Source organism: Deltaproteobacteria bacterium (genome assembly GCA_030654105.1).
Taxonomy (GTDB): Bacteria; Desulfobacterota; SM23-61; order SM23-61; family SM23-61; genus JAHJQK01.
Window position 1 is genome coordinate 1 of record JAURYC010000301.1, and the last position, 4,769, is coordinate 4,769.

At 50.6% G+C, this 4,769-nt stretch carries 5 protein-coding genes; all 5 read left to right on the forward strand.

The genetic code is table 11. The annotated features are described in order from the left end of the window. Window positions 1–1,391 (forward strand): tetratricopeptide repeat protein (locus Q7V48_13065; GenBank protein MDO9211660.1); only part of this gene is annotated, 1,391 nt, incomplete at its 5' end. 21 nt (window positions 1,392–1,412) lie between these two features. After that, on the forward strand, window positions 1,413–1,790 hold the full coding sequence (locus Q7V48_13070) for a PqqD family protein (protein MDO9211661.1): 378 nt from the start codon (window positions 1,413–1,415) through the stop codon (window positions 1,788–1,790). After that, the gene (locus Q7V48_13075) at window positions 1,783–2,835 is read left to right on the forward strand and encodes an ATP-grasp domain-containing protein (protein ID MDO9211662.1); all 1,053 of its coding nucleotides are present in this window, start codon (window positions 1,783–1,785) and stop codon (window positions 2,833–2,835) included. Before Q7V48_13070 ends, Q7V48_13075 begins: the two co-directional genes overlap by 8 nt. Next, window positions 2,832–3,923 (forward strand): ATP-grasp domain-containing protein, encoded by a 1,092-nt coding sequence (locus Q7V48_13080; GenBank protein MDO9211663.1) that lies wholly within the window; start codon window positions 2,832–2,834, stop codon window positions 3,921–3,923. The genes Q7V48_13075 and Q7V48_13080 overlap by 4 nt, the downstream gene beginning before the upstream one ends. Further along, window positions 3,895–4,769 (forward strand): alanine racemase (locus Q7V48_13085; protein ID MDO9211664.1); only part of this gene is annotated, 875 nt, incomplete at its 3' end. The genes Q7V48_13080 and Q7V48_13085, both read left to right, overlap by 29 nt.

Here is a 4,769-nt window from a genome sequence, read left to right on the forward strand (position 1 = left end):
GTCAGAAAAAGTATGATCCAGCCATCTCCCACCTGGAAAAATCCTGGAAACTGGATCCCAAACTTGAATCGGTCAAAGAGTATGTTTCCGTCCTCCACACCCCCGGGGTTTACTTCATCCAGAGTGATGCCCAAAGCCGCATCGCCTGGTCCTACTATTTAAAAAAGGACTACGATAAGGCCATGGCTATTTTCCAAGAAGTGATCGCCCGCCAGCCGAAATGGACCAATCCCCGCACCGGTCTGGCCTGGTGCCTTTTCATGAAAGAAAAGTATGATGAAGCGGAGAAGGAGTTCAAGGAGGCTCAGAAGGCCGACCCCAATTACCCGGATTCCTACAATGGATTGAATGCCGTATCGCGGGTGCGCTATGCCCCGGCCAACAAAGCCTGGAACTACTATTATCTGGGAGATTTTGAACAGGCCATCAAAGAGTTTAAAGCGGCCATGGAGGCCAAACCCCAGCTCCTTCCGCAGAAGGAGGCCGACCGTCTTCCCCTGGGAATCGGCTGGAGCCTTTACTGGAAGAAAGATTACCAGGGCGCCGCTGAAGAGTTCAAAAAGGTTCTGGCCAAAGCACCGGAGGATTTCAGTGCCCACCAAGGCCTGGGATATATCCATTTCCAGAACGGAGATTTTGCTCAGGCCATTTCTGAGTTTCGCGAATCCCTCAAAACTTATCCAGCAAACGTAGATGTCCAATCCAACTTGGGATGGGCTTTTTATAAAAAGGGCGATCACGACAACGCCATCAAGGCCTTCGAAGTGGCCGTGAGCCTCAATCCCTATCTGGCGGATCCATATAAGGGATTGGCTTGGAGCCAATGGAAAAAAGGCAAGAAGGCCCAGGCCAAGGACAACTTTGCCAAAGCCATCGCCATTTATCCCAAGTATGTCGAAGACGAAGACTTCGAGAAGGCCTTTAAGGGAGTGAAGGAGGGGATCGACCTCTATGGCAAGTTGGGTTGGAGTTATTATCAGAAGGGGCTGTTCAAGGAAGCTCAACAGAGGTTTGAACAGGTTCTCGCCCAAACTCCGGACAATGCGGATGCTTTCTGTGGACTGGCTTACCTCTCTTATTCGCAGAAGAACTATGATCGGGCCATCTCCTATTTTGAGAAAGCCTTGGCTAAGGAGCCTTCCTTGAGCAATGTGCGGGCTGATCTGGCATGGTCCTACTATTTCAAGGAGAACTTTAGAGGAGCCAAAGAAGAATTTGAGAAGATCGTCTTCGCTTTTCCAAATGTGGCCACCTATCAAAGCGGACTGGGCTGGGCCCTTTACCGGCTAAAGAATATGGAAGGAGCACGCCAGGCTTTTAAGGCTGCACTTAAATTGAATCCATATGATCCTTCTGCCATCGAAGGACTCAAGGACATGGGGCAAAAATAAGAAGAGGGTGAGGACTTTGCCATGAAGAGGAAACGTTGCATCGCTTTTTTAGTCACAGGAAAGAGGTGTGAAGCCTGGGCAATGGGAAAGACCGAGTACTGTCAAAAGCACCAGTACTTGGCCAAAGCCAAGAGGAAGGTCACCATCTCCAGCTTCATCTCTCCTGAACTTCCTCCCGGGGAGAATGGATTCCTTTTCGACTCGAACAGCGGTAACCTTTATACCCTCAACCGGGTTGGGGCTTTCATCGTCAAACAGTTTTACGAAGGCAAACCGATTGCCAAGGTGGTAGAAGCGGTCACCGAAAATTACGATGTGGGTTCAGAGGAGGCCCTCTCTGATGTTCTCGGCTTTGTTGACCAGATGAAGGAGTTGGGCGTCGGGGCAGCTCATGATTAAGGGAAACTTGGCCGTGACTGGCCTTATCTCAATGGATAATCCCTCTCCGGGATTGGCCATTGTCAAAAGCATCAAGGAATCCGGTCAATTCAAGGGAAAGTTCATTGGATTGGCCTTCGATGTGCTATCTACGGGGGTTTTTGCCCACGGACTTCTGGACGAGGTCTATCTTATTCCTCCACCGGCGGATGGAGAGGGACCACTTCTGGAGAGGTTGAAAGAGATCGTTCAAAAAACACGCATCGACACCATCATTCCTACCCTCGATTCGGAGACGGTCATCTATGCCCGGGCAAAGGAGAAACTGCGGACCATGGGCATCCGGCTACTCATCCCTGAGGAGAGACAAATTAAGACGCGTGCCAAGATCGCCCTTGCTGAATTTGCCCAGAGGCACGGATTCAACGTTCCGAAGACAATTACTATTACCAGCAAAGGACAGCTACAACCTGTGATCAGCGATCTGGGGTTGCCAATTGTGCTTAAAGGCCCCTTCCTGGACTGTCACATCGCCAGCAACGAGGAGGAGGCTGAAGTCTTTTTCGACCGCCTCGTTTATTCCTGGGGATTTCCTCTTCTGGCCCAGGAGCACGTTGTGGGAGAAGAATATAACATCGCAGCGCTGACGGATGGAGAAAGGGAATTGATCGGGGCTGTGGTAATGAAGAAGATTGGCATCACCGGAAAGGGGAAAGCCTGGGCAGGAGTAACCGTCCATGATCAGGATTTCCTCAACTTGGGGAGAAAGATCCTGGCTAAACTGGAGTGGACCGGGCCTATTGAATTAGAGTTCCTCAAGGGAGCCTTCTCACCAAAATTCTACTTAGTCGAAGTGAACTCCAGGTTTCCCTCCTGGATCTACCTGGCAGCCAAAGCCGGGCAGAACCTACCGCTCGCCACTTTCCAAATCGCAATGGGGAAACGGGTAAAGCCAATGCCCCCCTACCAGACCGGAGTGATGTTCTACCGTTCCGCCCAGGAATATGTTGTCAACTTTGACCTCCTTAAAAAAATTGCCATTCATGGGGAGATTGTCTACCGTTGAGAAAACAAAAAAAAGACCAAATCAACGTGGCTGTCACCGGCCTTAACTCTTCGCAAACCCCTTCCCCTGGGATCGGAGTGATTCACAGCCTGAGAATAGATCCTCAAGTCCGGGTCTCTATCGTTGCCCTGGCCTACGACATGTTTTCGGATGGAATCCATTCCCTTCCCCTGGCCGATGAAGTTGTTGAGGTACCTTTCCCTCAGACCCATCCGGAGCCATTTTTAAAAAAGCTCGCCGCCATCACTTCGAGGGTCCACATAGACTGTCTTATCCCGACCATTGACGCGGAGGTAGCCGTCATTTCACGTATGGAGGCTGATTTGAAAAACTTGGGCATCAGGGTTTTACTGCCAAAAGAGGATAGCCTCAAAGCCATCTCGAAGGAGCAATTGGTCGGATTGGAGCCTTTCAAGAGCTTCAGCCTGCCGCGCTCGGCGGTCATCCATTCACGAAACGATCTTTTCTATCAGTCTCGGGTTTTGAGTTTCCCCTTGATGCTGAAGGGGCCTTTGGGAGAGGCTTATCAGGCTGGCTCCTTGACAGAAGCCGGGGTCTATTTCGACTTGCTGACCAGAACTTGGGGAACGCCCATTATCCTGCAGAGTGCCGTTCAGGGAGAGGAATATGCGGTGGCCTGTCTCGCCGACCAGCGCAGAGAGGCCGTTGGAATCGTCGCCATGAAAAAGATCATCCAGGATGCCGGGGGCACGACTTGGGCGGGGGTCACCGTTCAAGAACAAGAACTCACAAAGATCGCTCGACATTTGATTAAACACTTCGAATGGATTGGCCCCATGGAAATAGAGTTCATCAAAGAAACGGTTTCGGGCCGATACTACCTGATTGAGATTAACAACCGGTTTCCAGCCTGGATCTACCTAGCAACCCAGGCAGGTCAAAATATGCCCCTGGCCTACCTTCAGCTCGCCCTGGGGAAAAAAGTAAGGCCCTTCGAAGGGTATCAATCCGGTATGCTTTTTGTGCGCATTGCTGACGATCTGGTCACTGACATCGGTTCGTTGGCCAGACTCATGACCAAGGGAGAATGGACCTTCCATGAAAAAAAGAAAAAAAGAAGTTTATGAGAAGCCGACCATCGTTCGAAATCTCCTGAAATCGGTTAACAAGTATGCGGGCCGCAGCTACGTTTCGGGTGCCTTTAAAGAGATTGATGGCATTCCTGTCAGCTCTCTCTTGGAAAAGTACGGCTCTCCTCTTTATGTTGTCTCTGAGCAAACCCTCAGGAGAAAATACCAGGAGTTTATCAAGGCATTCCGATCCCTCTACCCTGATACGATCGTAGCCTATTCTTATAAGACCAATTACCTGATGGGTATCTGTGCCATCCTGAAGGAGGAGGGTACCCGGGCCGAAGTGACTTCTGGGTTTGAGTACGATCTAGCCCGGTTGTTAGAGGTTCCGGGCAATCAGATTGTTTACAATGGTCCCTACAAACCGTCCGATCAACTCCTGCGAGCAGTTCGAGAAGGAGCCTTTATCAATATCGATTCTATGACTGAAATCTATCAACTCGAGGAGATCACTGCGCGTTTGAAATCGCCGCTTAAGGTAGGTATACGAGTCAACATGAATCTCAATTACCCTCCGTGGAACAAATTTGGGTTTAACTTAGAATCGGGGCAGGCCTGGGAGGCCTGCCAGCGGATCCATGCCTCAGGGACGCTCAAAGTAGCCGGGCTGCATATCCACGCTGGGACTTACCTGACGGATCCGGGAATTTATGATCGGGCCATGTCCGGCTTGATGGGGCTCGCTAAGCAGATTGAAAAATTTCTGGATGTAGAGATCGAATATCTGGATCTAGGAGGTGGATACGCCTCGGCCAATACCCCCCTCAATCAGATGCTTCCTGGAGAATTGACCTGTCCTACCTTCGAGCAGTATGCCGATGCCTTGTGTACCCCGTTGCT

Coding starts and splice junctions, on each gene's coding strand:
- Q7V48_13070 (MDO9211661.1), top strand. CDS start 1,413: ATGAAGAGGAAACGTTGCATCGCTTTTTTAGTCACAGGAAAGAGGTGT.
- Q7V48_13075 (MDO9211662.1), top strand. CDS start 1,783: ATGATTAAGGGAAACTTGGCCGTGACTGGCCTTATCTCAATGGATAAT.